Source organism: Algoriphagus aestuariicola, from assembly GCF_017254835.1.
Lineage (GTDB): Bacteria > Bacteroidota > Bacteroidia > Cytophagales > Cyclobacteriaceae > Algoriphagus > Algoriphagus aestuariicola.
The window spans coordinates 191,563-217,028 of record NZ_JAFKCW010000001.1; the positions used below are offsets into that span (position 1 = coordinate 191,563).

The 25,466-nt window shown below is 48.4% G+C and carries 32 protein-coding genes; 10 read left to right on the plus strand and 22 right to left on the minus strand.

The features are described from left to right. Nucleotides 1–36 precede the first annotated feature (36 nt). The 8 genes from J0A67_RS00800 to J0A67_RS00835 form a co-directional block, all read right to left on the minus strand. On the minus strand, nucleotides 37–642 hold the full coding sequence (locus J0A67_RS00800; RefSeq protein WP_206567370.1) for a hypothetical protein: 606 nt from the start codon (nucleotides 640–642) through the stop codon (nucleotides 37–39). 13 nt (nucleotides 643–655) lie between these two features. Further along, nucleotides 656–1,216 (minus strand): YdeI/OmpD-associated family protein, encoded by a 561-nt coding sequence (locus tag J0A67_RS00805; protein ID WP_206567371.1) that lies wholly within the window; start codon nucleotides 1,214–1,216, stop codon nucleotides 656–658. Between the two features lie 5 nt (nucleotides 1,217–1,221). Beyond that, nucleotides 1,222–1,650: a putative quinol monooxygenase gene (locus J0A67_RS00810; RefSeq protein ID WP_206567372.1), complete on the minus strand. Its 429-nt coding sequence runs from the start codon at nucleotides 1,648–1,650 to the stop codon at nucleotides 1,222–1,224. A gap of 229 nt (nucleotides 1,651–1,879) precedes the next feature. Further along, nucleotides 1,880–2,473 carry a dihydrofolate reductase family protein gene (locus tag J0A67_RS00815; RefSeq protein ID WP_206567373.1) on the minus strand — a complete coding sequence of 198 codons (594 nt, stop codon included), beginning with the start codon at nucleotides 2,471–2,473 and terminating at the stop codon, nucleotides 1,880–1,882. A 485-nt stretch (nucleotides 2,474–2,958) separates the two neighbouring features. After that, entirely contained in the window at nucleotides 2,959–3,333 is a 375-nt protein-coding gene (locus J0A67_RS00820; RefSeq protein WP_206567374.1) for a VOC family protein, read from the minus strand. A 28-nt stretch (nucleotides 3,334–3,361) separates the two neighbouring features. Then, nucleotides 3,362–3,802, minus strand: coding sequence for a GNAT family N-acetyltransferase (locus J0A67_RS00825; RefSeq protein ID WP_206567375.1), 441 nt, complete (start codon nucleotides 3,800–3,802; stop codon nucleotides 3,362–3,364). 60 nt (nucleotides 3,803–3,862) lie between these two features. Next, nucleotides 3,863–4,081 (minus strand): helix-turn-helix domain-containing protein, encoded by a 219-nt coding sequence (locus J0A67_RS00830; protein WP_206567376.1) that lies wholly within the window; start codon nucleotides 4,079–4,081, stop codon nucleotides 3,863–3,865. Nucleotides 4,082–4,084: 3 nt separating this feature from the next. Further along, nucleotides 4,085–4,621, minus strand: coding sequence for a DUF2975 domain-containing protein (locus J0A67_RS00835; RefSeq protein ID WP_206567377.1), 537 nt, complete (start codon nucleotides 4,619–4,621; stop codon nucleotides 4,085–4,087). 271 nt (nucleotides 4,622–4,892) lie between these two features. Between J0A67_RS00835 and J0A67_RS00840 the strand changes: the two genes are divergently transcribed. Together J0A67_RS00840 and J0A67_RS00845 are read left to right on the plus strand one after the other, a co-directional pair. After that, nucleotides 4,893–5,435, plus strand: coding sequence for a fasciclin domain-containing protein (locus tag J0A67_RS00840; protein ID WP_206567378.1), 543 nt, complete (start codon nucleotides 4,893–4,895; stop codon nucleotides 5,433–5,435). A gap of 204 nt (nucleotides 5,436–5,639) precedes the next feature. Then, complete coding sequence (locus J0A67_RS00845; RefSeq protein ID WP_206567379.1) at nucleotides 5,640–5,786, plus strand: hypothetical protein; 147 nt, start codon at nucleotides 5,640–5,642, stop codon at nucleotides 5,784–5,786. A gap of 145 nt (nucleotides 5,787–5,931) precedes the next feature. Here the strand turns inward: J0A67_RS00845 and J0A67_RS23150 are convergent, their stop codons facing one another. The 6 genes from J0A67_RS23150 to J0A67_RS00875 form a co-directional block, all read right to left on the minus strand. Further along, nucleotides 5,932–6,315 (minus strand): DUF2071 domain-containing protein, encoded by a 384-nt coding sequence (locus J0A67_RS23150; protein ID WP_206567380.1) that lies wholly within the window; start codon nucleotides 6,313–6,315, stop codon nucleotides 5,932–5,934. Next, nucleotides 6,287–6,391, minus strand: a complete 105-nt coding sequence (locus J0A67_RS23250; RefSeq protein ID WP_206567381.1) for a DUF2071 domain-containing protein — start codon at nucleotides 6,389–6,391, stop codon at nucleotides 6,287–6,289. The genes J0A67_RS23150 and J0A67_RS23250 overlap by 29 nt, the downstream gene beginning before the upstream one ends. A 30-nt stretch (nucleotides 6,392–6,421) precedes the next feature. After that, a complete protein-coding gene (locus tag J0A67_RS23200) occupies nucleotides 6,422–6,688 on the minus strand; it encodes a DUF2071 domain-containing protein (RefSeq protein WP_206567382.1) in 267 nt (88 codons plus the stop codon). A 117-nt stretch (nucleotides 6,689–6,805) separates the two neighbouring features. Continuing rightward, a complete protein-coding gene (locus tag J0A67_RS00865; RefSeq protein ID WP_206567383.1) occupies nucleotides 6,806–7,837 on the minus strand; it encodes a sugar phosphate isomerase/epimerase family protein in 1,032 nt (343 codons plus the stop codon). 229 nt (nucleotides 7,838–8,066) lie between these two features. Further along, nucleotides 8,067–8,975: an NAD(P)/FAD-dependent oxidoreductase gene (locus J0A67_RS00870; RefSeq protein ID WP_206567384.1), complete on the minus strand. Its 909-nt coding sequence runs from the start codon at nucleotides 8,973–8,975 to the stop codon at nucleotides 8,067–8,069. A gap of 200 nt (nucleotides 8,976–9,175) precedes the next feature. Further along, a complete protein-coding gene (locus J0A67_RS00875) occupies nucleotides 9,176–10,303 on the minus strand; it encodes an MBL fold metallo-hydrolase (RefSeq protein WP_241265028.1) in 1,128 nt (375 codons plus the stop codon). A gap of 118 nt (nucleotides 10,304–10,421) precedes the next feature. Here J0A67_RS00875 and J0A67_RS00880 point away from each other — a divergent pair, with 118 nt between their 5' ends. Further along, complete coding sequence (locus tag J0A67_RS00880; protein ID WP_206567385.1) at nucleotides 10,422–10,796, plus strand: MerR family transcriptional regulator; 375 nt, start codon at nucleotides 10,422–10,424, stop codon at nucleotides 10,794–10,796. Nucleotides 10,797–10,905: 109 nt separating this feature from the next. Here J0A67_RS00880 and J0A67_RS00885 read toward each other — a convergent pair whose 3' ends face one another. Then, nucleotides 10,906–11,124: a DUF4287 domain-containing protein gene (locus tag J0A67_RS00885; protein WP_206567386.1), complete on the minus strand. Its 219-nt coding sequence runs from the start codon at nucleotides 11,122–11,124 to the stop codon at nucleotides 10,906–10,908. Nucleotides 11,125–11,295: 171 nt separating this feature from the next. Between J0A67_RS00885 and bla the strand changes: the two genes are divergently transcribed. The 3 genes from bla to J0A67_RS00900 all read left to right on the plus strand — a co-directional run bounded on the left by bla (nucleotide 11,296) and on the right by J0A67_RS00900 (nucleotide 14,081). Continuing rightward, nucleotides 11,296–12,036, plus strand: a complete 741-nt coding sequence (bla, locus tag J0A67_RS00890; RefSeq protein ID WP_206567387.1) for a subclass B1 metallo-beta-lactamase — start codon at nucleotides 11,296–11,298, stop codon at nucleotides 12,034–12,036. A gap of 95 nt (nucleotides 12,037–12,131) precedes the next feature. After that, entirely contained in the window at nucleotides 12,132–13,043 is a 912-nt protein-coding gene (locus J0A67_RS00895; RefSeq protein WP_206567388.1) for an alpha/beta hydrolase, read from the plus strand. A 321-nt stretch (nucleotides 13,044–13,364) separates the two neighbouring features. After that, complete coding sequence (locus tag J0A67_RS00900) at nucleotides 13,365–14,081, plus strand: 3-ketoacyl-ACP reductase (RefSeq protein WP_206567389.1); 717 nt, start codon at nucleotides 13,365–13,367, stop codon at nucleotides 14,079–14,081. 182 nt (nucleotides 14,082–14,263) lie between these two features. On the opposite strand, the gene J0A67_RS00905 is transcribed toward J0A67_RS00900, so the two are convergent. Together J0A67_RS00905 and J0A67_RS00910 are read right to left on the minus strand one after the other, a co-directional pair. Then, the gene (locus J0A67_RS00905; protein WP_206567390.1) at nucleotides 14,264–14,830 is read right to left on the minus strand and encodes a GrpB family protein; all 567 of its coding nucleotides are present in this window, start codon (nucleotides 14,828–14,830) and stop codon (nucleotides 14,264–14,266) included. Nucleotides 14,831–14,931: 101 nt separating this feature from the next. Further along, on the minus strand, nucleotides 14,932–16,341 hold the full coding sequence (locus tag J0A67_RS00910; protein WP_206567391.1) for a Gfo/Idh/MocA family protein: 1,410 nt from the start codon (nucleotides 16,339–16,341) through the stop codon (nucleotides 14,932–14,934). 330 nt (nucleotides 16,342–16,671) lie between these two features. On the opposite strand from J0A67_RS00910, the gene J0A67_RS00915 reads away from it, so the two are divergent. Both J0A67_RS00915 and J0A67_RS00920 read left to right on the plus strand, forming a co-directional pair. Continuing rightward, nucleotides 16,672–17,091 (plus strand): hypothetical protein, encoded by a 420-nt coding sequence (locus J0A67_RS00915; RefSeq protein WP_206567392.1) that lies wholly within the window; start codon nucleotides 16,672–16,674, stop codon nucleotides 17,089–17,091. Between the two features lie 80 nt (nucleotides 17,092–17,171). Beyond that, nucleotides 17,172–18,692 (plus strand): DUF1593 domain-containing protein, encoded by a 1,521-nt coding sequence (locus J0A67_RS00920; RefSeq protein WP_206567393.1) that lies wholly within the window; start codon nucleotides 17,172–17,174, stop codon nucleotides 18,690–18,692. A 47-nt stretch (nucleotides 18,693–18,739) separates the two neighbouring features. Here J0A67_RS00920 and J0A67_RS00925 read toward each other — a convergent pair whose 3' ends face one another. The 4 genes from J0A67_RS00925 to J0A67_RS00940 all read right to left on the minus strand — a co-directional run bounded on the left by J0A67_RS00925 (nucleotide 18,740) and on the right by J0A67_RS00940 (nucleotide 21,930). After that, a complete protein-coding gene (locus tag J0A67_RS00925; RefSeq protein WP_206567394.1) occupies nucleotides 18,740–19,090 on the minus strand; it encodes an MmcQ/YjbR family DNA-binding protein in 351 nt (116 codons plus the stop codon). A gap of 85 nt (nucleotides 19,091–19,175) precedes the next feature. Next, on the minus strand, nucleotides 19,176–20,330 hold the full coding sequence (locus tag J0A67_RS00930) for a hypothetical protein (RefSeq protein ID WP_206567395.1): 1,155 nt from the start codon (nucleotides 20,328–20,330) through the stop codon (nucleotides 19,176–19,178). 347 nt (nucleotides 20,331–20,677) lie between these two features. Beyond that, nucleotides 20,678–21,514: a PAS domain S-box protein gene (locus J0A67_RS00935; protein WP_206567396.1), complete on the minus strand. Its 837-nt coding sequence runs from the start codon at nucleotides 21,512–21,514 to the stop codon at nucleotides 20,678–20,680. A gap of 80 nt (nucleotides 21,515–21,594) precedes the next feature. Further along, entirely contained in the window at nucleotides 21,595–21,930 is a 336-nt protein-coding gene (locus tag J0A67_RS00940; RefSeq protein ID WP_206567397.1) for a HopJ type III effector protein, read from the minus strand. Nucleotides 21,931–22,244: 314 nt separating this feature from the next. Between J0A67_RS00940 and J0A67_RS00945 the strand changes: the two genes are divergently transcribed. Beyond that, nucleotides 22,245–22,847 (plus strand): outer membrane beta-barrel protein, encoded by a 603-nt coding sequence (locus J0A67_RS00945; RefSeq protein WP_206567398.1) that lies wholly within the window; start codon nucleotides 22,245–22,247, stop codon nucleotides 22,845–22,847. A 197-nt stretch (nucleotides 22,848–23,044) separates the two neighbouring features. After that, a complete protein-coding gene (locus J0A67_RS00950; RefSeq protein WP_206567399.1) occupies nucleotides 23,045–24,616 on the plus strand; it encodes a sulfatase in 1,572 nt (523 codons plus the stop codon). A 153-nt stretch (nucleotides 24,617–24,769) separates the two neighbouring features. Here the strand turns inward: J0A67_RS00950 and J0A67_RS00955 are convergent, their stop codons facing one another. After that, a complete protein-coding gene (locus tag J0A67_RS00955; protein WP_206567400.1) occupies nucleotides 24,770–25,420 on the minus strand; it encodes an NAD-dependent epimerase/dehydratase family protein in 651 nt (216 codons plus the stop codon). Between the last annotated feature and the right edge of the window lie 46 nt (nucleotides 25,421–25,466).

The following is a 25,466-nucleotide window of genomic DNA, read 5'->3' on the forward strand; positions in this document are numbered from 1 at the left end:
AAGGGTTTTCTGGGCTTGGATATTCCCTGCCTGGGTTTACCAGAGCAGTTTTCTTAAATCTACCAATTTATCCGGCTTGGGCAGTTCAAAAGGAAATTCTTTGCCTTTCGAAGACTCCGCTCTTCGAATGGATCCCAGCTCCTGAATCCAGAAAGATTGTTCCATATAGCTTCTGTCCCGCCGTCCAGTCAGAGAGAAGTCCCGCTTGCCGTTAATCCTAAATTCAAGGTTTTTTCCTGGGTGCAACTCGCCGATTTTCATGGCATCCCGCTCCGGATCACCCACGCTGAAGTAGCTCCATTCGAAGAACACTTCCAGTATTCCATTTTTTGCAGAAAGGCTCAGCGGAGCCAAGTCCAGGGTTTGGTTGGGATGGATGCCGTGGATTTCGAGCTCTTGTGAATTCAGGTTCAGGCTGAAGACCAAAATGTCCGGAGTTTGGGCGAAGCTTGGAAAGTCAAAGTCTTTGCCCAGCTCCAATTTGTCTCCCTCGAGCTGCAAAGGCAAAGTCATTTTGCGGGGAAAGGAAAGCCAATCTTTCAGCACTTGGTCGGGCTGCTCGTGTTTGGTCCAGGCCAGTGTTTTTCTCAGCACCAGAATCAAGGGAACCTCCGTTGGGAAAGTCAATTGTATGCTAGTCATCGGGCTTAAAGTTTTAGCGGTATTTGTCATTTAGACCGATTCCCTGTAGGATCAAGGGAATGATTTTTTCCAATCGGGAAAGCTGAGTGGCCTCTCGCTTGGCTTCGGTGATGTACTCGACAAACTCCCTTTGCTTGAATGGAGTCAGTTTTTCAAATGCCGCTCTCAATTCTGCCTCTGTATCCAGCCTTTGCTGCAAGATGTCGGGAATCTCCAATGCTGCAGATTTCTCCGGTTTCCAAGCCATTCCTGCCTTCTCGTTTTCGATAGCTTCTTGGACATACTTCAGAATCTTGGCCTCATCGATTTCCCCGATCGAGGTGAATCTCCATTGGCGCATGGCCTTGGTCTTCCCTTCCTGTGCGTTGATCAGAATCCGATAGGGGTCGGAGAGGAAAACGCCATTGTAAAACCATAGTGCGAAATGCTCCTTCATGCCCACATAGCCGACCACATTTTTGCCTCCGTAGGTAAAAACCGGCACGCCCCATTTGATGGACTCAGTGAGCTCCGTCTTGGAGAGAATCTGATGGAGAAGGTCGAGCGCTTCGCCAAAATCTTTGTTTTGGGGCATGGGGTCTAGTTGAGGCTTAGTTTTTTGAAAATTTTGGACATACTTTCCGGATCAATGGCATCCATTTCCACCAGCTTGAGGGATTTCACCATGTGGAGGGTGGAAGTTTTGTATTGCTGGAAGTTGGGCGTTTGCAAGTGCGCTTGGTACGCGTCCTCATTTTGATAGATCTCTATGAGTCGGAGCGTGGTTGGGCTTTCCTTTTCGGACATGGGGAAAATCGCAAGCACGCCGGGTTCGAGTCGAATGGAGGCTTCCGCTTCGACTTTGAGGATTTCCAGGTAGGCATCCAGATGTTCCGGATGGATTTCGATTTCGGCGATCCTTATTTTGAGCTTTTCTAAGTCCATAGTGGCAGCAGTTTGTCCTTGGGTTTGAAAGGAAAAAAGTGTCGCCACAAGGAATAGGAACACCGTTGGAAAAAAGCTGCGCATGGGAGATTCGGTTTTCATGGAACCAGTCCCTGCAAAATAAAAAATGTTTCCCAATTGTATCGTCACAGATGCGCCAATGGGATAGCTAAGTGTTCTGCTTCTTCGCAAGTGAAGTGCAAGAGAGTTTGTATCTCGCAGAGACGCGGAGCCGCAAAGGGTTTTCTTTAGTTAGGTTCCTGAACCTGTGCCAAAAAACTCTGCGTCCTTGAGTCTCCGCGAGAGATCAAACTTAGGCTCCAACTCTTCCCGTCTGTACCTCTCCAGCCCGGTGATAGTTGGCAATGATCACTCCTTTTGGAGTCACGATGCTTTCTTTGAGTTCAAAAGCCGCCGGGATGGCCTGATCCCCAAACAGCTTTTTGCCCTTGCCCAGGGTGATGGGATGGATCATCAGCCAAAATTCGTCCACGAGGTCATGTTGGAGTAGGAGCCGTACAAGTTCGCTGCTGCCCCAAACATGCAGGTCGAGTCCCTCGGAGGCTTTGACTTTTTTGATGTCCTCGACGTCCTGGAGGAAAACGGAATTGTTCCAGTCTGAGCTGGTGCGGGTTTTGGAAAGGGCGTATTTGGCCACCTCGTTGATACCTGGCCAATATTGGGCATGCTCGGGCCAGTAGTTTTCCCAGATTTCAAAGGTCTTTCTCCCCAGCAACTGGTCAGAGGGTTTCAAAATCTTTTCCATCGCCTTGTTGGAAACCTCGTCATCATAGGGCGCTACCCATCCTCCGTACTTGAAATCTTCCGAAGGATCTTCTTCAGGGCCTCCGGGTGCTTGGATGACACCATCCAAAGTAATGAACTCCAAAACGACGATCTTTCTCATGGTTTCCGCTGGTTTAATGTAGGATAAAGCTCGGAAATTTGAAGGTTTCCCGGTTAGGCAAAATGCGGCAATGTGGATGGTACTTTCCGTCAATCGATTGGAGTCACGCGTGTATTATTCAGGTTTCTTTTCTGTCTTTTGGAGGCTGTCTCATTACTGATGTTTGTCACGTTGAGCATAGTCGAAATGCGGCTGTATTCACTGTAAATGGCCTTCGATATACGCTACTCCCGTAGCTCCAGTGCTCAGGCTGACAAAAAGGCCTTTTGAGACAGCCTCAAGCTTTGACCCAAAAGAATCAATCCGAAAGCACTCGGGACAATATTTGGCCCGAGTGGCTACCTTAGGTTTGTCAGATGGAAATAGAGGCGAATTTGGAATTGTCTTGGGCAGATCAGGTTTACCCAAAAAACCTCGGTGCTCTCTGTGGTAAAAATCCTGTTTCGATATCGTGGCTGATCTGTCAGGTTAGCCCTGTCTAGACCCTACTTCCCCTCTCGTTGTTGCAAGTTGAAGACTGTCCCGGCGGGGTCTTGGATCCAGTGCATATTCTCGGGTAGCTCTTCCAGTTCGTCGCAGGTTTCGACACCCTTGAACTGCAGGTACTCAGTGGCGGCACCCACGTCCGGGACGGTGAGCTGCAGCCAGGTCTCGGAATGGGTGTAGTTGTCTACGCAATCCAGCCAAATGACATTGGCGCCGAATTTCACTTCATGGGTTCGCGAGACGGTGGGATTGGTGATGGGCACTTCCCTTACCTCCAGCTTTAGGATATCCCGGTAAAAGGCTACCGTTTTTTCGTATTTGCTTTTGGGGATCTTGATGGCGATGTTGATGCCTGCTTGAAAGGTGTTGTCCATGTTGTTTTTGGATTTGTTGAAGGTTTTACTACTTCAGCTCCAGATGCAAAATAGGGTAGGGTTTTCCGGTGGAATCCAACTCGGAGCGGCCTACGACTGCAAAGCCAAAGTGTTGGTAGAACGCCAAAGCCTGTTCATTCTGTTCGTTTACGTCGACTTTTTTGACACTAAAGTGCTGGATGGTGTAGTCCAGCAGCGTTTTGCCTATCCGCTTTCCCAGATGATCCGGGTGGACGAAGAGCATCTCCAGATTCCCCTCGGCAACTCCGGCAAAGCCTAGGATCTTGCCGTCGCCGTCCCTCAGGCATCGCAATTCGACCGCATCCAAATAGTGGTCAAGGATCAGGGGTTTGAAATAGGCGATGTCCTCTTCCTTCAAAAAATGGTGGGTGGCTCTGACGGAGGCCTCCCAGAGGTCGACTATTTCCGGGTATTCTGATTTGTCGATTATATCTATGATCGGTTTCATTTTGGATAAAGGTAGTTGGGGAAGTCATAGTTTCTGACTGTGAAAGTTCAGCGGACACGCCTACTGGTCCTGGTATCCAGGTACATATTCCAAAATATCGCCAGGCTGGCAGTCCAGGACCCTGCAAATGGCTTCCAGGGTGCTAAAGCGGATGGCCTTTGCCTTGCCAGTCTTTAAGATGGAGAGGTTTGATAGGGTCAGATCCACTTTTGCCGAAAGTTCATTCAGCGACATTTTACGCTTTGCCATCATGACATCCAGGTTTACGATGATGGGCATGGCTTATACGGTTAGGTCATTTTCGGCTTGGAGGTCTACGCCTTTTTTGAAAATCGTCGCAATAATATAGATGACCGCGCCCATGAGGACAAAAGCTTGGCTATCCTCCCAAAATTGGTTAAGAGAGTCGGTGGCAATGCCTTGGTGCGTTAGGTTTTTGGCGGCCTGACGGGCGATGTAGCTCAGCAGTCCGATTGCAATGGTGTAGTAGCTGATCTGGAAAAATTGCTTGGAGACAAAGGCGTCAAAGGGTTTGGTCAAATCCATGGTGTGCATCAGTCGGATGACGGTGTAGAATAGTACCGCTTTCAAAATCGAGAGGGTTAGAATAAAACTGTAGATCCCGAAAAAGGCTATTTCACTGCGTTGGTACATTTCGGACAAGTCCAGCTTCTGATATAGGTTTTGGACTACTTCCGGTTTGAGCCAAGCGAAGAAGAAATTGACCAGCAAGCCTCCCGCCTCAATGGACAGGCCGACAAAAATGAGCCAAGCCACGATGTATAAGCCCCAAAACACGAAGTTGTTTGTTTTTGCCATGGTATAGAGATTTTAAATCCTTAGCTAAAAATGATAAATATTTATCGAAAAACAATAAATAAATATCTTTTTACAAAAATAATTCCTGCGTAGTCTGGCTTTTTGACTCTATCTATGAAGGCTGGGTGTGAAAAGATCGGGTTTTCGGGAGTATTGCAAATCCCGATTAGTGGAAGCATGGAATTGCAGATTTCATCAGGAGGCCTATGTCACGTGCAAACAATTTGTCTTTGAGCTTGTTAAGCTTGAAATACACTAACAAACTATCACAATGGGAAAAAATAAATTTCTGACACTGGCTATGGCCGTTATTGCCACTGCCGGTGTAGTCAGCTGCAGTTCTCCAAAGGAAGAAACTGTGGAAGAAGTGGAAGTAGTCGAGACTCCTGCGCCTGTCGAGACTCCGAAGACGGTCGTCGACATCGCCGTAGGCTCACCTGAGCACAGTACCTTGGTGACGGCGGTTACCGCTGCTGGATTGGTGGAGACCCTCAGCGGCAGCGGGCCGTTCACCATCTTCGCGCCGACCAATGCTGCATTTGAGGCACTTCCTGCGGGAACGGTTGAGACTTTGCTGAAGCCTGAAAGCAAAGATCAACTGACCGGAATCCTGACTTACCATGTGGTCTCGGGAAACGTGATGGCTGCCGATCTCTCAGACGGACAAAAGGTGCCCACATTAAATGGCCAGGAACTTACCGTCTCCATCAAGGACGGAGTGGTGATGATCAATGATGCCAAAGTGACTGCCGCAGACCTTAAAGGAAGCAATGGTGTGATTCACGTGGTGGACGGAGTGATTTTGCCAAAATAGGACTAGGATTAGGTTGAGTGTTTGAAATGCCGGATGCGTTGTCCGGCTTTTTTTTGTGGCTCTGTCAGGAGCGACCGATTTCTGTGGTAAAAGCCTGAAAATTTCGATTTGGGAAATGGGTGCCCATCTTGTTTCATACCAAATGGGTAGCAAATCTTCGTGGATGGGGGAGGGGGATTGCATTCTGGTAGCAACCCTCAGAAAATGGAAGACGATACCATGCTCAAACAATTGCCCATGATGTCTGACATTGCGTATGCGGCGCTATTTCTTCCTTCGGATCTGTCAGCCAAGATCACCGATGTGACGATCAATGTCACTGCGGGTACCACCGACGGATTGAATTATTAAATTCCAGGGATTCCATTCGTTTAGACACCTGGATATACCCAGGGCAATAGCTCACTACCCTCAGGTGGGAGCAGTGCCTTTTGAGGCATATCTTCTCCGACTCTTCTCCGACTCATCTTCGAGTCATCTCCGACTCATCTTCGAGTCATCTTCGACTCTTGTTCGACTTGGACCCGAAGATGATACGGAGTAAAAGCGAAGCTGAGTCAGCGGTAATATGGAGATGATAAGGGAAACCGACTGCATAGCCCCAGTAGTATTCAGTGATAAATTCGGTTTCACTGGTTTCCTCAATAGGGGAAGACTGCAATTCGGTGGTGACCTCAAATGATTGCCAAACGCTGTTCTTTTCCCATCGATACGCTACAGTCCTTTGTGAATCATTCTCTACCCAAACGTGTTGCATCGGCATCGTTTCATAGTTCTCGCCATAGGGTGTATTCGCCCCAAAAAGGCGCTGGCTTAGGCACAAACTCTTAGATGAAGACAACGCCGCGTTTTCATTTGTTGCCTTCCATGTGCTTGACATGGAATCTTAGATTGACTTCTTCGAAATCCCTGTGAAATGGTATCGGTGCTCCCAGCAGCTTGGTATTCACAAACATAAAGCCGACCAGACTGACAAAACATTTGTCCTACCACAGATCCAGTTCGGTGCCGGCGGGAATATATTTCGACAATAGACTGGGTGCGATCTCATAGTTTGTAATCGCCAGTTTTCTCCATTCTGCGTTTAAAAATCTCATCATCCAGTGTATTTCAGTGATAAAGCTTGTTTCGTTGTAGATGGTTGTAGCGTCGCTGATTACATCAGCGCTAGTTCGGTTGTCATGGTCCTTTCCGCTTTCATTCGCTCTGATCCTGACATTTTCAACAATTGAATTATAAATGGCTGAAGCCATTTTTTCCAATGGGTATCGACCCACGTAGCCCACCGTTTAAACGGTGGGCTATGGATCGGTTCCAGCCATTCCGAAAACCATTTCAATGGTTTTGTTAATCACACACCTGCCCCTTAATCACCCCAGCTCCTCCATTGTCTTTTCGATCAGCTTTTTCATGGCCAGAATACCATCCGAGTTGGAGAGGTAGCTGGTGTCGCCGCCCATGTCCCGGTAGAGGCCGCCCTCGTATTCGATGCCGATATAGCCGCCTGTCCAGCCCGAGGACTGGATGATCTGGAACATCCGCAGGTAGTCGGTCTCCACATCATTGCCCGCTGCGTCAAACTTATGCGATTTGGCGCTGATTCCCTTTGCATAGGGCATCATCTTGGCCACTCCCTCGTATTTGTCGTGTTCCTTGATGCAGGTGGTGCTGAGCAGGGCTTGGATGCCCGCACCCTCGGGTTTGCTGCGCTGTGCACAGAAGTTGCCGAAGTCGGGCAGGAAGCCTTTTCTGTCCGATTTTATTTGGCTCATGATTCCGACCAGCCAGTCTGGGTCGGTGGAGTAGCCGAAGTGGTTTTCCACGATCACGTTGATGCCGGCCTTTTCCCCATACTCCAGCAAGGAAGAATAGCCATCCAGGGCAGCTTTGGCGGTTTCCTCAGCGCTTCCTTCCTCGGGTTCTCCTGATAGGGCTTTGCTCGTGTCGCCCAAGTTGACTCGAATGGTGGTGCAGCCGAGGTATTTGGCGGCATCGATCCAAGGGTGGTGGCTTTCCACGGCCTTTTTGCGGGCTGCGGCATCAAGGGAAGCGAGGTTTTCCCCATCCACCATGATCAGGTGATTGGTAGCTCCCTCACCTTCGCAGATGTTTTTCAGTTCTTTGAGATAGGTGCTATCCGTATGCTTGTTGTTGAAAAAGCCAGAGACATACTCCAGAGCGTGGATCCCCAGCTCTTTGGCCCGCTTTGGGAAATCCAGCGTACTCATCTTGCCACCGTATAGTTCTGAGGCAAAGGAAAACTGGCCTAGGGAAAGGGTGGCGGTAAGTTTTTTCTTCCCTGAGTGAATGGAATGTAGGTCTATTGGCAGGAAAGGGGTAAAGGCAAATCCCGCAGCGGCTACGCCAGCTTGCTGGAGGAAGTTTCTTCTTGAAGGGCTCATTTTGGGTTTTTCGCTTAGGTTGAGAACGAACGAAGCAAAAGATAATCATAAAGCTTCGTTCATTTTTCCCTATTCGCCATTTTTTGTTCGAAAAAACAATCTGCAGCACAGGCATTTCGCTTGTGAAAAGGAGTTGACTTTTACTAGGATAAAGCTCTGCACCATCGGAGCTTACTCAGTCCAGCTTTCCAAAAAATATCTCCCCGCTCTACGAAAAAGTAGGCAGCTTCTAGAAGCGTTCTGAAGCCAGCGCGTGGTTGATCATGGCTCCGGTGAGATTGCCCGCTGCAACTGCTGAGGCGACCGAGCGCATCATCGTGGTGCAGTCCCCACAGGCGTAGAGTCCGGGGATGTTGGTTTGTTGAAACTGGTCCACCCAGATCCGTCCCGAATCGGCCAGCTTGCATCCAAGGTTTTGGACTAGAGTACCGGGAAAGGAGAAAGGCACATCGGCATAGATCGCGTCAAATATCTCTTCAGCACCGTCGGTAAACTGTACACTGTCCAGGTATCCCTTCTCGTGTCGAATCTCCAGAATTTCTTTGTCCAAAATCCTTATCCCTTTTTTTTCCAGCTTTTCCTGTTGTTCCGGAGTGAAGATTGATGGCTCGGGCACGATGATCTTTACTTGGTCGCTGAGGTTGGACACGAGCATCGCCTGGTGATAGGCCCGGTCTCCCGTGGCGAGGATGCCCGTCTTTTTCCCCCGGAACTCATAGCCGTGGCAGTAGGGACAGTGGATCATCGAGATCCCCCAGCACTCTGCAAATCCGGGAGTTTTGGGAAGTTCGTCTTTGATCCCAAAAGCCAGGAGAAGCTTTTGCGCACGGTAGCTTTGATCCGACTGCGTGAGGACTTCGAAGCCCGAGTCGATAGACGAAGCTTCGAGCACCAAATCCTGCAGGAAAGTGACGGTAGGATAGGCTAATACCTGCTCCTTGGCTTTTCGGGCGATCGCCGCGGGCGTCTCTCCATCTTGGGTTAGGAAATTGTGGGAATGGGGAGTTTGTCGGTTACAGGGCTGGCCGCTGTCGATGATGAGGACTTTGCGAAGCGATCGGCCCAAGGCCATGGCGGCGGACAATCCGGCATAGCTTCCCCCAATAATGATGACGTCGTACGAAGTGGTGGTTTTCATGAATTGCTGATAAAAGTGAGTTGTATGAAAAGCGGCCAAGCATTTTGAAAGGCCTGGCTTGAATTATTTTTGCAACATTGTTGCTAAAAATAAAGTTTCGGCTGCCGTGAGAAAATCCGATAGTCGGGCGTTTTTAAGCGTTTGAAAATGGGCTTTTCGAGCTGCTCAAAGCAGTGATTCAGACCATTGAATCCCTTCCGTTATTTTACTTTTTCCCACCACTTGGGGAAAGTCTGGGTGCTGTCATTCAGATCGACCAGCTGTCCGATGATAGGAGTCACCAAAGGGATGCCGGCCGTATTGGCCAATTCGGAGATCCTAAGATAAGGCTCGTCCCATGGATGGTTGGCTAACTTAAACTTGCCAGAATGCACAGGAAAAACCGTTTTTGCATTGAGGTCTTTGCTTGCTTGGATGGCGTCTTCAGGCAATACATGGATGTTTCTCCAGGCTACGTCGTACTGTCCGTTTTCTATGATTGCCAAATCAAAACCGCCGAACTTCTCAGCGATTGCGGCAAAGTGGGTATCATAGCCGCTATCTCCGCCGACGTAGATTTTCTTGCTTTGAGTTTCTATCACGTAGGAGGTCCAAAGGGTCTTGCCAGGCTGTATTCCTCTTCCCGAAAAGTGTCTTGCTGGAGTAAGATGAACTTTGACCTCCTTGTCAAAGGTGATTTCCTCCCACCAATCCCTTTCGATAACCTTCGCCGGATCATATCCCCAGGCCTCGAAATGGGCTCCTACTCCAAGTCCGCAGATGACGGTACCTACTTTGCCTTTTAATTTTGTGATGGTTTCGTAGTCCAAGTGATCATAATGGTCGTGTGAAATAAGCAGGTAATCAATCTGCGGGAGATCCTCAACTTGGTAGACATTACTTCCTTCAAAGGCTTTGGTGAGGAGGCTACTCGGAGATGCGTAGCCGCTCAGAACCGGGTCGACCAGGAAAGTGGTGCCGTCCAATTGGAGGAGGTAGGAGGAGTGTCCAAACCACACGAGCAGGTCTTGCTCCTTTGGCAGTGATTTCAAATCCGACTTGATGTTCGGGATTGGAGCACTCGGTGTCAGGTTTGGCGTGCGACCGAATAAATACTCATACATCACTGTGGTGTAGCTGTATCCTTCCACGAGCACAGGAGATGGGCTGATGTTTTGGAATTGCCCATCGCGGTAATTTGGGGATTGCTTGATTCGCTCCAGTCTTTCGCCATTCGGTTTTTGCCCGAATTGTGGGAACTGAAGATAAATGAGGCCGATTGCGGCAATCACCGCAACCACTGCCAATATGCCTATTGTCATGCGTTTGACTATGCTGAGGAGTTTCATTTTCAAGGTTTTGTGAACCTCTGGGAGATTTTGACGACCCAAACTTATGCCTTAGATTTGCATCGTGCAAGTATAGACTATACTCTATACTTTATGATTTTTTTGTTAAATCTCTTAATTGTCCAAAGAAATGTTGATCAATGAGCTGGCGAAACATACGGGTGTCACCATCCATACCTTGCGGTACTATGAAAACCTAGGCTTGATTCAAGGCTCTGTCGATGAAAGCGTGACCTCAAACAACTACAAAAAGTACGACGAGGAGGTCGTGGAGCGCGTCGAGTTCATCAAAGTCGGAAAAGAGGCAGGCTTTACCCTGGCGGAGATCAAAAAAATGTTGGACAAGTGTTTCTCGGGTTCTTTCACGATGGAGGAACAGCTGCAGTACGTGGATAACAAAATTGCGGAGATGGATGCCAAAATCCGGAATTTACAGCAGGCGAAAGTCCGCTTGTTGGAACTCAGGAAGGACATAGAAGAGGGAATTTGTTAAGCCCGCACAAATCTGCGTAAGCTCTTTATCCAATCTTTCACAGAAACCAAGCGGCGGGCTATTCTTGCTTTCATCTTCTGGAAATAAACTTCCCGGCGAAAAGATTTTGCTAGCTCGTTTTACCTTTGAAGTAGGCGTAGATGGCCATTGCGTGGCCATGTCCCAGATCAAAATCCTCTTTGAGCCAATTGGTGATCTGGGTTGCTTTTACTTCGGATTTGAGCTGACCATTTGCCAAAAAACCTTTGTCTTTCGCGAGTTTTTTGAGATCCTCCGGGCTTTTGCCGGTCTTGGTTTGGATGTTGTCGAGATAGGCTTGGAAGGACATGGCTTTAGTGATTGGGGTCGGTAAATCTTGCTTATTAATCTTCACGGTTAAAGTTAGTGAGTAGCTCAGCGAATCGTGGAGCGATTTGCGACAAATGATGCTGCCTTTGCGACATCCGAGACTTGTCGGATAAAGGGGATCGGTCTAACTTGCCTTCAAACTCCATCTTTCATGAAAAAAACTTTTGCATTCATCCTCGTTTTTTTAATGCTGTCCTTTCAGTTGCTGTTTCCCCAGCAGGCAAAAACAGTTTACCAGTCCGAGACGCTGGTGATCGAGCAGCTCAGCCCCAACACTTTCGTGCACATCAGTTACCTGAGCACGGATGATTTTGGAAAGGTTGCCTGCAACGGGATGTTGGTCATCGATGGAGGGGAAGCCTTGGTTTTCGATACGCCGGCAGATGAGGAAGGAAGCGCGGAATTGATAGCCTGGTTGGAAAAGGAGCAAAATGCCAAGGTGAAGGGCGTAGTCGCGACCCATTTTCACGACGATTGCGTGGGCGGCTTGGGAGCCTTTCACGCTAAGGGAATTCCCTCCTATGCATCCTTCAAGACCATCGAGCTTGCCAAGGCGGAGGGGAATTTGGTACCTCAAAACGGATTTGAAGAAGAGCTGACGCTGGAAGCGGGCGGGCTCAGTGTTGTCAACAGGTTTTTTGGCGAGGGGCACACCCGAGATAATGTCGTGTCCTATGTGTCTTCGGATCAGGTGCTGTTCGGCGGCTGCCTGGTCAAAGAACTCCAGGCTGGCGTCGGATTTCTAGGTGACGCCAATACTGCAGCTTGGTCGGAGACGGTCGTAAAGGTGAAAAATGCCTTTCCGGAAGTTCAGACAGTGATTCCGGGCCATGGGAAGGTTGGGGACGTGGCCTTGCTGGATTATACTATTTCCTTATTTGAGGGGAGATAATCGAAAATGTCCAAGGTAGAGGGGATACTGAATTTTTGTGGTATTTTGGAATCTGTCCGCTCTGCTCAAACGAACAGATGGAAACGCCCTAGCCCATGAAAAAGACCCTGAAAAGCCTATTGTTCCTTGTTTTGGCCTTGCTCGTCATTGCATTTCTTCTGGCTTACTATCCAGTGGACTCCAAAACCAATCACGTCAGCGTTTCCGAGGAAAGAGCGACCGAACTCAGAAATGAATACGCAGGCACACATCACTTGATCACAACTACCGATGGACAGACGCTTTTTCTCCGTCGCTGGAATCCTGACAGCATACCAGTTGGAAAGGAGCAAGTGGCGCTCTTGATCCTTCACGGGATCACGGCCTACAGCGGACCCTATGATATGGCTGGAAAGCCTTTTTCAGAAAGTGGCTACACGGCGTTTGGTTTGGACTATCGAGGTCACGGCCTTTCCGGCGGGAACAGAGGCGATAGTCCGGGCAAAGACCGATGGATAGAGGACCTCGGTGAAACGATCCGATTTATCAAAGGACTTGGGTTTTCGGATGTTGTGCTCGTTGGCCATAGCTTGGGTGTCGCGTCGGCGATCTGTGCAGCTAACTTGGTTCCGGAGGAAATTTCAGGTTTGGTGCTGCTATCTGGAGCGTATGAGGGTAAAAAAGGGGTAGGGAGGGAACCCTCGTTTATGGAGAAGGCAAGGTTTTTCTCTGGAGCCTTGGTTCGGCCCTCTTATCAGATTTATGAATATTACCGGGAAGGGATGACGGTGACACAAGACAGTTTGTTTAACCTGCACTACACGCCGAGGTTTTTGATGATGCTGGATGTGAAGGAACTGAGGCTGCCAGCCGACATGAATATTCCGGTTTTGGTAGGGATAGGGGATTCGGATGAGCTGTTTGATGTCGAGAAAGTGCGGGAGTTTTACGATTTGATTCCCGGTGACCAAAAGGAGTTTATGGTAATGCCAAACACCACCCACGCGGTTATACATCGGGAAAGCTGAATGATGGTCGTGGACTGGCTGGACAGGACCTACGTGGATTGATTCCTTGGGATTCGAAGGCTGCATGAAGGAAGACTAGAGCCCCTCTAGGCGATGAGCAACAGGAGTCAGAACAGCGTAAGTGTAGTGAGATGTCTATTTGGAAAAGATTTTTTATTTAGTTATTTGACAGGCAACTGAGGCGTTTTACAGCTGAGAATTTACTTCATTTCAAAGGCTGGCTCCTGCCCGTTTAGAATTTCAAGCTGTTTTTTTGGTTTGGTTTGGGACATTTTCGTCCGTTTTTGGGTTGGCTACTTTGACCAAAAAAACTTTTGAACCATGATTTCATTAAAAGGAAAAACAGCAATTATAACCGGGGGAGGCCGAGGATTGGGTAAGGCGGTGGCTTTGCTTCTAGCTCAAGAAGGTGTGAATATCGGGATTACCGGAAGAAATGAAGCGCAACTGAAGACCGTCTCTGAAGAATTAGAAGCTTTCGGGGTGAAGGCTGCTTATGAAGCTTTTAATGTAGCCAATGAAGCAGACGTGAAAACCGGAATCGACGCATTGGTGGGCAAACTCGGTGGCGTGGATATCCTGGTCAACAATGCCGGAATCGGCAAGATGGGCACCTTGGAAAACATGTCTCCGTCAGATTGGGAAGAAGTGATGCGAGTCAACCTGTTTGGCGTATACCATACCGCAATGGCCGTCTATCCCTATCTGAAGAAAAAAGGCGAGGGCGATGTAGTCAACGTGGCCTCTACCGCTGGACTCAAAGGTGGAGCCGGGATGTCTGCCTATGCAGCCTCCAAGGCGGCGGTCATTTCATTGTCCCAGTCCATGATGGCCGAATGGAGAAAACAAAATATCCGAGTTTTCACACTAACTCCTAGTACTATCGCCAGCGACATGAGTATCCAAGGTGGCTTGACCGATGGAAACCCGGAAAAAGTGCTTCAGCCGGAAGATTTCGCCGAGTGGGTGAGAGATATTCTGAAAATGAACCGTCGGGCATTAATTGCCAATGGCTCCATCTTCTCGACCAATCCTTGATGGAAAGGTGAGAGTAGTTTAGTGCATAGTTGCAGGGCGCTAAGTGAAATTTCAATTTTCCCAACATCAAAAGGGTGTAGCCAGAAGCTACACCCTCTAAAAGGACGGCCAGCTGCCGCTCAATTGCCCTTTTTTTCAGAACATCCCAAGAGGGGCTAAGAGCCTCAAGTGCCGAACGATGATTATTCGTTCGCTTTTTTTATTTCATCCAGCTCTCTGGGATCAAATCCCAAGTTTTGAAGTATGGAGAGTACGAAGGCTGTCTTGCTTTTCCAATACTTTTCTCTGTTCATACCTGTTTCATTCGCAAGTCTTATTTTCAATTGGGAATATTCGCCCACAAGTTTTTCGTCTTGTAGTAGCACATCCCTGAACTGAAGGTGGTTTTTTAAGGCCAGACTGTCGGAGAAACAAACGTAAAGGTGATGTTCCTGCCAAGTGTTTTTGCCTAAAGCATGCGGAACAAGGTTCGAAGTTTGTCGAAACGCAAAGCGTCCAGGAATTCCCTGTTCGCCTTTCGGCTCGTATCCAAGCTTCTCTAGGATTGATGAAATATCATTGAGAAGCTCATTGTTGAACAGGATGATGTCTACATCCAAAATTGGTTTGGCCCAAAGGTTTGGCACAGTGGTGCTTCCCACATGTTGAACGTCTATTTCAAAGCAATTCAACTCAGCCAGAAGGATTTCTCTAAGTCGTTTAAACTCATTTTTCCATTCTGGATCGTGAGGCTTGATAAAACCGTCCATTGCTCAATTGAGTTTCTGTGCAAAGCTTAAAGTCGAGATGTCAAAATGAGCGATGGAGCTCTCTTTATTTTTTTCACAGCCATCTGAACTGATATCCATTCCTACATCTCCCAGCCAGTTCTTACGGGCTCCTTGATGTATTGGTCAGCTTCAGATATGCCCTTGGCCTTCATGTTGTCGTAATCCCATTCGATCATTTTTCCTCCTAGTCGCAGGGATAATACGCCCAGCAGGGTGATCTCTGTCAATCGGGAGCCATATTCAAAATTGGATGAAGCTTGCTCTTTGTTTCGGATCGCATCAATCCAGTCCTGAAAATGGCCTGCAGAGCGCTTAATCGTTGGTTTGGGCGCTTTGATGTTGTTTCTGAGAGACTCGGGGAAAACCTGAGGTTTTCGGCCGCTGCCGTCGTTGATGATCACGCCTTTGCTGCCTACAAACATCGATGCTCGGGCAGGATACGCAAAGCCTGCCGGTAATGCAGGGTGCAAGTCCGGCTTCAAGCCACCGGAATACCAATTGATTTTCATGGCTTTTTGCTGGCCTTTTGCAGAAAAGTTGAAATACCCAACTTCTCCGTAAGGGGCAATCTTGCTGTCGGAATAGCCGGCAGGAAATACCTGAACCGTATCGGGATTCTTCAGGTCAAAAGCCCAAGTCACCGCATCCAAATCATGGCAACCAAAATCGCCCAAAGCCCCGCAGCCATAATCCCAAAAATCCCTCCAAGTGACCGGTACATAATCCTTGTGAAAGGGAACCATTTCCCTTGGTCCTATCCATTGGTCCCAATCAAAGCCGACTGGCATGGTGCTTTCGCCCTGGGGTAGCCCTTTCAATCCAGGCAGCCAACGGCCCGCCGGAACCCAGGCATGGCATTCTTTGACCTCGCCGATCACGCCTGCACGCAGGTACTCTACCGTCTCACGGATCCCATCGGTTGAGTGGCCCATATTGCCCATTTGGGTCATCAGACCGGTTTCCCAAGTGACCCTCGCCACCTCGCGGGCTTCCCAGATATTGTGGGTGAGGGGTTTTTCGCAATAGACATGTTTGCCCATTTTTAGAGCCATCAGGGCAATGTACGCGTGGGTGTGGTCAGGAGTGGAGATCACGATGCCATCCAGTTCGGATGCGTTTTCCATCATTTTGCGGAAGTCGCTGTATTGGGCCACCCGCTTGGTGTTGCCTTTTGCAGCTTGCTGACTCTCGATCATATCGACGACCGGACCCCTTCCCGCCTCGGATCGGTAATAAAAATCAGCCAAATTCCAGTAGTAAGCCGGGTCTGCGACTGCGGTGAGGTTTACATTTTCCAGTTTCAAAAACTCCCCGGCGTTTTGCTTCCCTTTTCCTCCAGCACCGATGATGCCCAAGTTGACTTGATCACTGGGAGCTGTATAGCCCGGCCCTCCAATGACATGCCTGGGAACAATCATCATTCCTGCGCCACTGAGCGCAGCGGCTTTCACAAAATCTCTCCTGGAAAAGGGTGCTTTTTCGTTTTTCATGGTTCGTTGGGTTCGATTGGCTCTAATTTATCGGATTTGGCACTTCGAACCCAACCAGTCGGGTTCTGAATTCGGCCCTTTAAGGAATTAATTAAGGCAGTTGATGGTAAGTATTTCAATTCTTGAAAAAAGGAATTGCAGATTCTGGAAAATAGAAATGCATAAGGGAAATCTAGCTTGGTCAAAGTCATCTATGCTAATCCGACGAGGGAAAGTCCATTTCAGTCATTTTTGCCAATACCTTTTTTTGGTTTGGTATTTTGTAGGCCCTAGCTGAATCAAGGATCGCTTAAGTTCGGATTAGAATAATCCATCTTAATCAAAAAGGCCATGAAAACTCTACTTCTAGTACTTTGGTTAGCCTTCCTAGGTGTTGGCTGCAAAGTGTATAAACCCATCGAAAAAGCGGGATACGTTACAGATCAGAATCTTTCTCATTTTGAAAATATTCAAAGGCAATTGATGCAATTAGAAACAGGACAAAAGCTTCAGGTCTTTTTGAAAAATGAAAAGCAGGTGGTGGTTACATTCCAAAAAACTGACCCGAAGACCCTATTTGCAAACTACAATTTGCCTAAAAACCACATGCCGGTAGAGATACCGATTCAGGAAATCGAATCCGTGAAAGTGTCCAAATTTAGTCTGCCACTCACTGGGGCCCTAGTAGCGGTCGGAGGTATCGTGGCCGTGCTTATATGGGACAACTCGAGTTCGAATTGGTTTGAGGGATTTACGATTCCTCTTCCCTAAACATATTGAGTACCGAGGCGACTAATAAAAAAGGGTTTGGTTTGTTTTTTCTATTTTAAGATTCTCAAAACCAAAAGTCCATGACCCGCTATTTGTTGCTGCTGACCTTCACCTTGCTTTTATCCTGTCAACCCAAAACCGAAAAACTTCAAGAATCCTCACCCGACCCCAAAAAGCCCCGCACCATCGTCACCACGGACGGTGAGATCGACGATGTGGATTCTTTTATCAGAATGCTGCTGTATGCGAATGAATTTAAGATCGAAGGTTTGGTCTATTCGTCCAGTATGTGGCATTATGCCGGAGATGGGAAGGGGACAGAGTTCACCTCAGAGATGGAGATGACTAAGCGGATGTACGGGGCGAAAACGGACTTGCGCTGGCCAGGAGTGGAATGGATGAATCCACTTCTCGACGCCTATGAAGAAGTTTATCCCAAACTGAGCCAGCATGCCGAAGGCTTTCCCGCCGCAGCCCATCTGAGGTCTTTGGTGCGCGTGGGCAATATCAAATTCGAAGGAGAAATGGAAGAGGATACGCCGGGCTCGGACTTTATCAAAGAAAAACTCTTGGACGCGACTACCGAACCTATTTACCTCCAAGTCTGGGGAGGAACCAACACCATTGCGCGGGCTCTGAAGTCCATCGAGGATGAACACAAAGACACTCCTCAATGGGATTCCATTTATCAAAAAGTCATCGACAAAGCGATCATCTACGCGATACTCGATCAGGATGCGACCTACCGAAAGTACATTGCGCCCAACTGGCCCGACCTGAAGATTTACTACAATTCCAGCCAATTTTGGTGCTTTGCCTATGCCTGGAAGCGGGCGGTGCCAGAGTCCCAGCATTACCTTTTCGAAGGGGAGTATATGGGAAATGAAATCATCAACAACCACGGCCCACTGCTCAAGCAGTATTACAGCTATGGGGACGGGCAGAAGCAGGAAGGTGATGACGAACATATCCACGGTGACTCTACCAAGCTGGTCAATGCGCAGTGGGGCACCTTTGGAGTGTATGATTTTATCTCGGAGGGCGACTCTCCGGCCTACTTGCACCTGATTGATGTTGGCCTAGACAATCTGAGCCAGCCTCAGTGGGGTGGTTGGGGAGGGCGATTGGTGCAGTCAGCCGAGCAGCCCAACCGTTGGGAAGACGGTGAAAATGTTCTGGACTTCAATCCATTTACCGATACGCTTGACGCAACCTATCCCCAAATACGCTGGGTGGAGGCGATACAACAGGACTTTGCAGCAAGAGCGGATTGGTGCGTGATGGACTATGCCGAGGCCAATCATCCTCCGGTCGTAGAGGCGAAAGGGGCTACCCAACTTTCCGCCAAACCCGGAGAAAGTCTGAGTTTGGAAGTGCAAAGCAGCGATCCGGATGGAGATCAGTTGAGCACTGTGTTTTGGGTATACAAAGAAGTGGGAACCTATACCGGAGAAGTTGGCCTCAGCCAAGCCGGTAATCGAGTTACGCTAGACCTTGATCCAAGCGCCAAAGGTCAACTGCATGTCATTGCCGAGGTCAAGGACAGCGGAACTCACCCGATGACGAGATATCAGCGGTTTGTGGTGGAGGTGGAGAAGTAGGTGGTTGGAAGCCGAAAGCCCGTATTTCGTATTTCGCGCCTCGTAGCTTACAGAACCTCGATCTGCTTTTTGGTCTTAGTGGGCAGCTTCTCAAAGACCAAGTGATAGGATTCCAGGATGGAAGCCTTCCATTCCTCGTCGCTGAGGCATGCTAACCCTTCGTAGTACACCCATTTGTGCCTAGCCAAGTACGGCGCGGGGGTGAGGCCGCTCCGAGCGATCAGTCCTTCGAAGTGTTCCGGCGTGGTTTTAAAAGAACCCGTGACGGGGACTTGGTCGGGACAGAGAACGAAAAACATCTTGTCGCCGACGCTGAAGCATAGGTGATCGTCCCATTTGATGGATTCGGTGACGCCTTTGAGGCCAAGGCAGTAGGAGCGGATTTCGGATGGGTTCATTTTTTATCGCTAGGTTGAGAAAAGTACTTTACAAAATCCGTTGGTTTTTTTACACGGCATACCTCCCATACGAATCTGTCCAAAACTATTCCGCCTTCACTTTCATTTTATAGAGGATGATGCCCTCGTCTTCTGTTTCCGACATCGCCGCCACTTTGGACACGACAAGCTCGCCGTCTTTATTGACCACATTGGGGTAGTTGGCGTTAATGGGGAAGGGGACGTTCGTCGCCAATTGGTTGAAGTCTTTGTCGAAGATTGCTGCAAAGCTGGGGTTCATTCGTTGCCTTGCTAGGTCTCGCTCGGTGGATTGCATTAGCTCCGTGGTCTGAGCTTCGGGCAGTCCTTTGTTATACACTGCGATGTAGTAGTCTCCGGATACAAGTATGTTGGTCAGGTTCCCGGGCATTTTCTTTCTGTTTTCTTCAAAAAATCGCTGCGCTTGGTCTAGCGGAACAGGTGTGTACGGAACCCAATCAGGGATATCCACTTCTACGGTCTTTTCGAAGATAAAGCGATCCCCTTCTTTGGCATAGACGTAGAATCTTGGCTCAAACCACATGCTGAGCAGTAGCCGGTCACCGTCCAGCGTATAGACCGGAACCGGAAAACCGTGGATCTGATCTCCGAGCAGGGAGGAGGTCTCTGGCAAACTGAGTACGCCTAAGGTGTCTCCCGTGCTCTTGTTCTGGGACTCGATGATGGGAAGTCGGTACATCGTCTGATAAAATTCCCCTTCTTCCATATTGACCGCGAGCGTTTCCGGCCAAGGCTTGGGGTAGTAGAGCTTGTTGCCAATTTCAAAAACTCCGAGCTTTGGACTCATGATTTGAACTTGGTAGGGGTAGGGGATTTTGATTTCCCCGACCTTGGTCGAATCTCGGAAGCGGTAGAAGCCTTTTGGAGGATTAAATACGGTTACATCTCCATTGAAATATCCCAATCCCATCGCTTGGCTGACTGGAGCTACTCCGTCTTCGCTAAATTTGTGATGATTGAGGATTTTACCCTGCCCATCCACCTCGAGGTATTCGTAGTACACTTCTGTCGTGAGCAAGTATTTGTCCGCTTTGGGATCGTAGTCCTGGAGCATCATCTCTCCGAGGAAATCTACCTGGACAGAATCGATGATCTCGAGTGAAAAATTTTGGGGACTGTTGCTGTTTTTGGAGGTTCCCCCGCAGGAAAGCAGGCTAAAAGTCAAGGTGCTAAACGCAAGTTGGATCAAAGTGGGTTTCATGGGAAAAATCAAGGGTTGAAAATAGGTTGGCGAAATACTAGTTTCTCAAGAATCAAACCCAAAAAGATAAATATGGATGAGAAAAACAACTAAATAATATTTTTTTAATTGGGTCATCCGCAGTGGTAGGAATCGGCTATCCGACCCTAATGAAATACTCCAAGATAAACTACCACATGCCTAGATCGACGACTTGTTTCCACTCCAGTCTGGGTCAGCGTGCCATTAGAGATGGAGCCGGTGAAGTCAAACCGCCGCCCTTCCCATTTCTGAGCTCTACGGTAGCCCAACTGTTGCCGACCAGACGTCATCGGCTAGGCCCTGCGACGAAATTTAGCTCTGGAGTCCTAGGCCTTGTCTCCGTTGGGATTGGAGTTCATTTTTTGGGAAATGCCCCTTAGGGCAAGGTCCAACTCCTGCGCAGATACCTCCAAATTCTGAATAAGGCTGGTTTTTTCGGTTTGTTCCAGGCTGTCGGGATCTTGGAGAATATTGGTGATTCCCATGATGCGGGCTAGCGGGGCCCTGACTAGATGCGATTGTTCGGATGCAAGTTCCTTCAATTGTGCGTTATGGGCCTCGAGTGCGAGCAAAAATCGAATTTCTTCGGTGATGTTTTGGATTGCCACGATGTATCCGGGAGATTCGTTTTTGGACGGTTTTGTCCTCATGCCATAGCCCCTGATGATGACTTCCTGACCATCCTTACTCAGTATATGCTTTCTGAACACAAAGTCGTCGTTTGGATTGGAGTTCGTGACCTTGGCAAGTTCAGCATCGTCCTCTTCTTTCCGATTTTCCGGGGTGTAGTGGTTGATGTGTTTCCCTACCAGTTCTTCGGAGGAATAGCCAGTGATCGTGGCGATGTTGTGGCTGACCTGCGTAAAAAGGCCCGCGGCATCGAGTTTTAGAATGCCGAGATTGGGGTTGGAAAAGAGGAGTTCGAGTTCCAGTTTGCGCTTGTTGATGCTTTTGGTCATTTTTCTGATCAGGAAATAGAGCATCAATGTGGTGATGCCTACATAGAAAAAGCCCTTGAACAATTGGAACTGGGACATCTTTCGGATGTCATCGCTGAAAAAATAGGAGGCAAGCGAGTCACTGAACAGAATCCAGGAAACGCCCACTACTAGGTAGCTCAGGCAGATGATTTTGGCATTGTAGCGCGAACGGTTTTTTTGCATAGCACCAGGACTATATTAAATGCAAACTGGGTCAAAATACGCGAAATCCCCTTGAAAGCGAGCTATGCTCCGAAAGTAGCTTATTTTGCCTTGAGAGCGTCCCCTTCAAAGCGGATTCCTTCCCAACCCTTGAGCATGAAGTTTCGGATGTTTTGATGGTCTGTGCCTTCCGGATTTTCGAGGACATCCTTGCGATAATAGTCTCCGAAAAGTGCCAGGGTCTGCTCTGCAGTAAGTCCATGGAGCTTGGCAAAAGAAAAAACCTTGCAGCTCCCGTTGTTTTGTCCAGCTTCGTTGATGGTGACTCCATTGACAAAGCGGGTTGGCGTAAACTCATAGTGTTCGTCTATGTAGGCGATGACTTCCTGGAAAGACACGGTTTCAGGATGTTCTTTAATGGCTTGCAGTAGTTTCATTTTACTAGGGGTTATGCCGCAAATTGGGATTTTTTCGTTTTCCGAGCTCAAGTCGCAGTCCTTTTTTAACGGCTTTAGTTTCAAAAAATCGAGCCGGTGCAATTCGGCACAGCCTGGTGGGGAAGTGAAATTTGACTGGCCAAAAGTTGGTTTTCGGAAGGGGGATGGATCAAAGGCCAGATTTCTAGTCGATTGTATGAAGGCTTCCAAATTGGGAGTTGGGTTTTGATTTTCATGATCGTGGAATAGTAAAAACTCACTGTTGTGGAATTGAGATCGGTGGCTATTTTTGCGCCACTAAACTCTTAAAAACAATGATGAAGTACCTTTTTGTTTTCCTGTTTCTTGCCCCTTTCACCGTATTTGCGCAGTTTTCCAAGGGAACCCTTGCAATTGGGGGGAATGTGTCCTATACCTCAATCTCAGCCAGCTCCAGTGACAATTCCACTCCGGCAACCCACTATTTTACCTTGAGTCCCACGGTCGCTACTTTTGTAGCGCCATCATTTTCCGTCGGCGCGTTCGTTCAGCTATACACGCAAAACTCGCCAACGCTAAATATTTACACCAACCTCTTCGAAGACCAAAAAACCGTTTCCCAGATTTATGGTGTTTTCGCAAGAAAGTACTTTTCTGTCTCTGATAAATTTCTCATCAGTTTGAATGGCAAAGTGGGCGCAGGAAGCAGAACTACGGATGGGGAATCAGACAGCAAAGTCAACCAATTCGTAGTTAGCGTCGGTCCCGTTTTGACATTTTTGCCACATGAGAGGTGGGGGGTAGAAGCCAGCTTTGGTGAAATCTCCTATTCAAAGAATTCCCAACAGAATCCTTATTACAATACGGACCATTTCAACGCCAGTCTAGGAAGCCTGAATTTTGGAATAAACTACTTCATCAACAGGAAAGCGGAATAGTTTCCCGAGAGTGCGAAGAAAAATGAAATCCTAGGCAGGAAATGCGCCTACCGGTTTTCCGATAGTGGTTGAAGATTTTTGAAGCTCCATCGCTTGGGGGTTCAAAACCAGGTGGATACTCTCTATCAATAGCCGAATATCTTCCGTTTATCCGTCTTCTTTTGGAAGAAGCATTGGCTTTATTTTACATTTCATCAATGAAATACTTCAAGAAGTTAATCCTTTCCTTTTTTTTGGCGCTTTTTTCCCTTGGTTCCGAGATTCTGGCTCAAGACAAAAAGCCGAACATTCTCCTAATTGTCGTGGACGATCTCGGATATCACGATCTTGGGGTGACTGGAAGCAACTACTACGAGACGCCCAACGTGAATCGCTTGGCCAGGACCTCCTATCAATTTACCCAAGGATACTCCTCGTCGCCGGTGTGCAGTCCGGCCAGGGCCAGTCTGATAACAGGACAGACACCAGCGACTCATGGCATAACAGATTGGATTGGAGCACCGGAGGAAGAGGCTTGGCGGGAGATGGGCAGACATACCCAGCTGCTGCCTCCAGCCTATTCCCACCAGCTCGATGCCGAATCCATCACCCTGCCAGAAGCTTTGAAGGCGGCAGGATATGAGACTTTTTTTGCGGGAAAATGGCATTTGGGAGGGGAAGGTTCTTACCCGGAAGACCATGGCTTTGATACCAATATTGGCGGATTTGAATCCGGCAGTCCAAAAGGAGGCTATTTTGCCCCCTATGACAATCCAAAAATGGCCCAAGGCCCGAATGGGGAAAACCTTACGCTGCGTCTTGCCAATGAAACTGCCAAATTTATAGAAGGGGAGCACCAGCAGCCTTTTTTTGCGATGCTGTCCTTCTATGCGGTCCATGGCCCTATCCAGACTACGGAGGAAAAATGGGCAAAATTCCGCGAAAAAGCCGAAAGAAATGGCTTGGCCGATCACGCTTTTGAGATGGAGCGACGGCTTCCCATCCGCATCGTTCAGGACAATCCAGTATACGCTGGGCTCGTGGAGACTATGGACGATGCGGTGGGCAGAGTGATGGAAGCATTGGAAAAATCGGGTTTGGCGGAAAACACCGTGATCGTCTTTACCTCTGACCATGGAGGTGTAGCATCGGGCGACAATTTCTCTACCTCTAATCTGCCTCTCCGTGGAGGCAAAGGCTACCAGTGGGAGGGAGGACTTCGCGTGCCTTATTTTATCCATCTTCCTGGCCAAGCCAAGGAACAAAAAGTAGAATTACCGGCGACAGGAATAGACCTCTATCCGACACTGTTGGGTTTAGCTGGTCAGAAATCAGGATCAAGCATTGAGGGAATTGACCTGTTTGATGCGATAGAAGAGAAGAAACTAGGCGACAGGGATCTTTTCTGGCATTACCCGCACTACGGAAATCAGGGAGGAGATCCGAGTTCCATCATACGCCGTGGAAAGTGGAAGCTAATCCATTATTGGGAGGACGGACATCGGGAACTTTATGACTTGGAGCGCGATCCTGGGGAACAATGGGATTTGGCCAATCGGGAAACAAAACTCGTGGATGAAATGGACGCTGCCTTGCTCTCCTATCTGGAGAAAGCCAATGCAAATATGGCCTACAAGGATCCTAAGTATGACATGCAAGCCGAACTCGAATATTTGGAAGGAGTCAAGAAAAATCGTTGGCCTGCTTTGGAAAACGAGAGGAAGGCGATGCTAGCGCCTACTTGGAAGCCCAACTCAAATTGGTGGAAAAGCAAAGTGACCCAAGACTGATGCGGGGGCAAAAATTATCATCTCTGGTCGTTTAGTTTTTTTTGGGGGTATCGTCTTTTTTTATCGTTGGGATTTTGCTTTGATGCCGTTTCGGTTTAGATCGGAGACGAAGACTATGCAGTGCTCCGTAGGCCATGAATCTTGACGGACGACTTAGTTTCCTAATAGTTTGATGTCCTCTATTTCCAACACCTGCTTAGCATAGCCCTCCGTCACGGTGCGGATCATGGCCCTTCCGACTTCGTGAAGGCTAAGGGTCTTTTTGGGCATGAAAAAAGGCAGGATGGCTATTAAGGGTTTGAATATGCCCTTGACGTTTTTTTGTCCTTTTACGGGAGTCATCAGTCCAGGTCTGAAGTTGTACTGACCCCGAAAGGGCAGCTTCATCAGCTCATTTTCAGTTTTGCCCTTTACCCTTGCCCACATCGATCGACCTTTTTCGCTGCTTTCAGTCAATGCACCGGTGACAAAGTCGAAAACCATTTCGGGATTGCATTTCGCCAAAACTTTGGCGAAATGCAATGTCGTGGTCAATGTGATATGCGTATAGTCCGCCTCGCTCATGCCTACCGAGCTCACTCCCGCACAAAAGAAGCAGGCGTCAAATCCCGTGAGCCGATCCTCATGGGAATCGATCTGCATGAAATCCGCGACGAGCAACTCGGAAAACTTCGGATGGGAGATAGGATAGGAGCGGCGGCTGATGCTGAGCACTTCGGAGACCTGATCGTTTGAGAGGCATTCGAGCAGGACGCCCTCACCCACCATACCGGTAGCTCCTGTGAGAATGATTTTTAAGCCCATGTTTTTTTGAAAAGGATATTCGTAAAGTCAATTTACGCATTCGATG

What these genes read in the sequence shown, in the direction of transcription:
- J0A67_RS00925 (WP_206567394.1), bottom strand. Translation starts at nt 19,090, where the DNA reads ATGAACCCATCCGAAATCCGCTCCTACTGCCTTGGCCTCAAAGGCGTC.
- J0A67_RS00900 (WP_206567389.1), top strand. Translation starts at nt 13,365, where the DNA reads ATGATTTCATTAAAAGGAAAAACAGCAATTATAACCGGGGGAGGCCGA.
- J0A67_RS00840 (WP_206567378.1), top strand. Translation starts at nt 4,893, where the DNA reads ATGGGAAAAAATAAATTTCTGACACTGGCTATGGCCGTTATTGCCACT.
- J0A67_RS00950 (WP_206567399.1), top strand. Translation starts at nt 23,045, where the DNA reads ATGAAATACTTCAAGAAGTTAATCCTTTCCTTTTTTTTGGCGCTTTTT.
- J0A67_RS00810 (WP_206567372.1), bottom strand. Translation starts at nt 1,650, where the DNA reads ATGCGCAGCTTTTTTCCAACGGTGTTCCTATTCCTTGTGGCGACACTT.
- J0A67_RS00905 (WP_206567390.1), bottom strand. Translation starts at nt 14,830, where the DNA reads ATGGACGGTTTTATCAAGCCTCACGATCCAGAATGGAAAAATGAGTTT.
- J0A67_RS00940 (WP_206567397.1), bottom strand. Translation starts at nt 21,930, where the DNA reads ATGAAACTACTGCAAGCCATTAAAGAACATCCTGAAACCGTGTCTTTC.
- J0A67_RS23150 (WP_206567380.1), bottom strand. Translation starts at nt 6,315, where the DNA reads ATGTCAAGCACATGGAAGGCAACAAATGAAAACGCGGCGTTGTCTTCA.
- J0A67_RS00835 (WP_206567377.1), bottom strand. Translation starts at nt 4,621, where the DNA reads ATGGCAAAAACAAACAACTTCGTGTTTTGGGGCTTATACATCGTGGCT.
- J0A67_RS00930 (WP_206567395.1), bottom strand. Translation starts at nt 20,330, where the DNA reads ATGAAACCCACTTTGATCCAACTTGCGTTTAGCACCTTGACTTTTAGC.
- J0A67_RS00830 (WP_206567376.1), bottom strand. Translation starts at nt 4,081, where the DNA reads ATGCCCATCATCGTAAACCTGGATGTCATGATGGCAAAGCGTAAAATG.
- J0A67_RS23250 (WP_206567381.1), bottom strand. Translation starts at nt 6,391, where the DNA reads ATGTTTGTGAATACCAAGCTGCTGGGAGCACCGATACCATTTCACAGG.
- J0A67_RS00875 (WP_241265028.1), bottom strand. Translation starts at nt 10,303, where the DNA reads ATGAAACTCCTCAGCATAGTCAAACGCATGACAATAGGCATATTGGCA.
- J0A67_RS00845 (WP_206567379.1), top strand. Translation starts at nt 5,640, where the DNA reads ATGGAAGACGATACCATGCTCAAACAATTGCCCATGATGTCTGACATT.
- J0A67_RS00935 (WP_206567396.1), bottom strand. Translation starts at nt 21,514, where the DNA reads ATGCAAAAAAACCGTTCGCGCTACAATGCCAAAATCATCTGCCTGAGC.
- J0A67_RS00815 (WP_206567373.1), bottom strand. Translation starts at nt 2,473, where the DNA reads ATGAGAAAGATCGTCGTTTTGGAGTTCATTACTTTGGATGGTGTCATC.
- J0A67_RS00945 (WP_206567398.1), top strand. Translation starts at nt 22,245, where the DNA reads ATGATGAAGTACCTTTTTGTTTTCCTGTTTCTTGCCCCTTTCACCGTA.
- J0A67_RS00885 (WP_206567386.1), bottom strand. Translation starts at nt 11,124, where the DNA reads ATGTCCTTCCAAGCCTATCTCGACAACATCCAAACCAAGACCGGCAAA.
- J0A67_RS23200 (WP_206567382.1), bottom strand. Translation starts at nt 6,688, where the DNA reads ATGGCTTCAGCCATTTATAATTCAATTGTTGAAAATGTCAGGATCAGA.
- J0A67_RS00820 (WP_206567374.1), bottom strand. Translation starts at nt 3,333, where the DNA reads ATGGACAACACCTTTCAAGCAGGCATCAACATCGCCATCAAGATCCCC.
- bla (WP_206567387.1), top strand. Translation starts at nt 11,296, where the DNA reads ATGAAAAAAACTTTTGCATTCATCCTCGTTTTTTTAATGCTGTCCTTT.
- J0A67_RS00870 (WP_206567384.1), bottom strand. Translation starts at nt 8,975, where the DNA reads ATGAAAACCACCACTTCGTACGACGTCATCATTATTGGGGGAAGCTAT.
- J0A67_RS00825 (WP_206567375.1), bottom strand. Translation starts at nt 3,802, where the DNA reads ATGAAACCGATCATAGATATAATCGACAAATCAGAATACCCGGAAATA.
- J0A67_RS00865 (WP_206567383.1), bottom strand. Translation starts at nt 7,837, where the DNA reads ATGAGCCCTTCAAGAAGAAACTTCCTCCAGCAAGCTGGCGTAGCCGCT.
- J0A67_RS00955 (WP_206567400.1), bottom strand. Translation starts at nt 25,420, where the DNA reads ATGGGCTTAAAAATCATTCTCACAGGAGCTACCGGTATGGTGGGTGAG.
- J0A67_RS00915 (WP_206567392.1), top strand. Translation starts at nt 16,672, where the DNA reads ATGAAAACTCTACTTCTAGTACTTTGGTTAGCCTTCCTAGGTGTTGGC.
- J0A67_RS00920 (WP_206567393.1), top strand. Translation starts at nt 17,172, where the DNA reads ATGACCCGCTATTTGTTGCTGCTGACCTTCACCTTGCTTTTATCCTGT.
- J0A67_RS00895 (WP_206567388.1), top strand. Translation starts at nt 12,132, where the DNA reads ATGAAAAAGACCCTGAAAAGCCTATTGTTCCTTGTTTTGGCCTTGCTC.
- J0A67_RS00805 (WP_206567371.1), bottom strand. Translation starts at nt 1,216, where the DNA reads ATGCCCCAAAACAAAGATTTTGGCGAAGCGCTCGACCTTCTCCATCAG.
- J0A67_RS00800 (WP_206567370.1), bottom strand. Translation starts at nt 642, where the DNA reads ATGACTAGCATACAATTGACTTTCCCAACGGAGGTTCCCTTGATTCTG.
- J0A67_RS00910 (WP_206567391.1), bottom strand. Translation starts at nt 16,341, where the DNA reads ATGAAAAACGAAAAAGCACCCTTTTCCAGGAGAGATTTTGTGAAAGCC.